The following is a 2,227-nucleotide window of genomic DNA, read 5'->3' on the forward strand; positions in this document are numbered from 1 at the left end:
TTTTTTTAATAGTAACTTTTAATAGCTATAGTCAAAAGATGGAAGATTATACAATTTTTAAAGACGGCGAAGTTTATATTAACTTCCGTAGATACATACAAAAAATGATGCCTCAGATAGATGCTGAATTAGAAAAATACAGCTATAAAAAACCTACTGAGGAGCACTATAAGCAAGTAATACACTCTTTTATCAATAAAGATCTACTACCGCAAAATATAGTGGTGCTGAATGATGATCTCAATCCATATATTGCTATCCAAGATAAAGGAATCATATATACAGAAGATGGATATGAAGCAAAAATGGTTGGGCTTCTGTTATTTCACCTTAATCAGTATCTCTTCTATAAAGACCTAAAGTCCTTAGAATGGCTAAAAGATAATCATGCAGATATGTTATCAAATTTTGTAGTTGCTTTTGGTATTTATAGAGATAAAACACTACTAAAATGGTATCTTGATGAAAATATTAATGATGAAACTGGTATACAGATGTTATTTTATTATCGGAAGAATACGCGCGAATTTATAAGAAAAGAGATGGTGTTAGCGGTCGATAAAATGTTACGAGGGACTCCTAACGAACATGATTTTGCTATTAATGCGGCGAAATACTATGTTCAAAGATATCCTCACGACTTTGATAACCCCAAGGAAATAATTGATTTCCTATTTAATTCTTCAAGAGGTTATTATATAGAAGATTCTGATGGATACTCTAATATAAGGGCGGATAAGAGTACTTCTTCTAAAATTTTAAGTAAAGTAAAATCAGGCGAAAAAATAGATGTATTAGATGATACAAGCAATTGGTATCTGATAAAAACTAAAGAAGGGTTAAAAGGATATGTACACAAAAGTAGAATAAAAATCAAATAACTTATCCTAAAAACCTTACCTTTGCAACAAAATTAACAAGATAGAACAATGAACAATCTACTCACCCATTATCCTATGAATTGGATAGACGGAATGAAGCTAAGCAGCAGGACACACTCTTATTATACTAGGCACGAGCTACAAGCTCGCGCCAGCGAGGGTTTGACCTAATAAAAAACAGCAAAGAGGGGCTTCTCTCAAAATAAATGCTTACCTTTGCGGCACATAGCAAAACACTCTATGAAATACATATCCAAAATACAAATAGCACTTTTCCTGTCTTGCTTGATGATAAGCTGCTCTCAAAGACCTGAACCTTCCAATCCTTTCTCCGATTGGGAAAAAGAGCATCTTCGCGGCAGAGTAAAACAACTCATCACTTATCAGCAATACAGAAATGATACCTTGCCTATCATCTCAGAGTACGATACCTTAGGGCGTCTTACCTTCCGCCAAGATCACTTCAATGATGAGTTCTTTACTAAAGAAACCTTCATCTATCAGTTCCCTATATGTATCTGGGATCCTCCCACTTATTCGAAAGATTCCCTCACAGGCCAAGACCAGATGGAATACCACGAAACTTACGTTAAAGATTTCTTAGATACACGCCTGCAAGGCAGCTTAGATGTGTTTTTCTTGTCTGAAAATCGTATCATCACCCGCAATGATGACGGACAAATAAGCCATATTGCCTATCAAGAGGGCGAAATCGTTTATTTTAATTACCAAACCAAGAACGGTAAACAATACTGCACCGAAGTCTTCTTTAATAATGGTGAAGAGGTGGTCTTCTCCCTGAAAATTGATTATGACGACAAAGGTAACCTGCAGCGCTTGCGTTCTTTTGGTGAGAAGAATACCTTAAGCTTAGAAATAGGCTACACCCCCGATAGGCAGATTAAAAGCATTACTAACTACGATAAAAACCAACTAAAAGAAGGAGAACTAAAAGAAGAAAAACTATATCACTACAATGATAAAGGACAATTAATCAAGGAAATAAGATACAATCAGTTTATAACAGAATATCAATACAACGATGAAAATCAAGTAGTTGAAGAAACTGAATACAACACCAAGCTCCCTCTAGATCAAGCTGAAAAATACCGCTATCAATACACCCCACAAGGCGATATAAGTCGCAGAGAATTAAGCTACAAAAAAGAAGACAATACCACAGCAACCTCCGTAACTACCTACCGCTACAAGTACGACACTCAAGGTAACTGGACCCTAAAACAAACCTACAGGAATGGCAAATATATCGAACACCAAAGTAGAAAAATAGTATATTATTAGCAATGAAAAAACTGTCATATCCTGAAATAGGTTTACACTAAAAA

At 35.1% G+C, this 2,227-nt stretch carries 3 protein-coding genes; all 3 read left to right on the forward strand.

Features of this window, described 5'->3' with window-relative positions; genetic code table 11:
• The coding region (locus HMPREF9075_RS03380; RefSeq protein ID WP_009415098.1) for an SH3 domain-containing protein at nucleotides 1–881 on the forward strand (881 nt) is incomplete at its 5' end.
• Between the two features lie 48 nt (nucleotides 882–929).
• Nucleotides 930–1,052, forward strand: a complete 123-nt coding sequence (locus HMPREF9075_RS13990) for a hypothetical protein (protein ID WP_009415099.1) — start codon at nucleotides 930–932, stop codon at nucleotides 1,050–1,052.
• Nucleotides 1,053–1,121: 69 nt separating this feature from the next.
• Nucleotides 1,122–2,183, forward strand: a complete 1,062-nt coding sequence (locus tag HMPREF9075_RS03385; RefSeq protein WP_034556701.1) for a hypothetical protein — start codon at nucleotides 1,122–1,124, stop codon at nucleotides 2,181–2,183.
• Nucleotides 2,184–2,227: the final 44 nt, after the last annotated feature.

This window comes from Capnocytophaga sp. oral taxon 332 str. F0381, assembly GCF_000318275.2.
In the GTDB taxonomy this organism is placed as follows: domain Bacteria; phylum Bacteroidota; class Bacteroidia; order Flavobacteriales; family Flavobacteriaceae; genus Capnocytophaga; species Capnocytophaga bilenii.

Excerpts from the sequence above, each read along its gene's own strand:
- HMPREF9075_RS13990 (WP_009415099.1), top strand. The coding sequence starts at position 930 with ATGAACAATCTACTCACCCATTATCCTATGAATTGGATAGACGGAATG.
- HMPREF9075_RS03385 (WP_034556701.1), top strand. The coding sequence starts at position 1,122 with ATGAAATACATATCCAAAATACAAATAGCACTTTTCCTGTCTTGCTTG.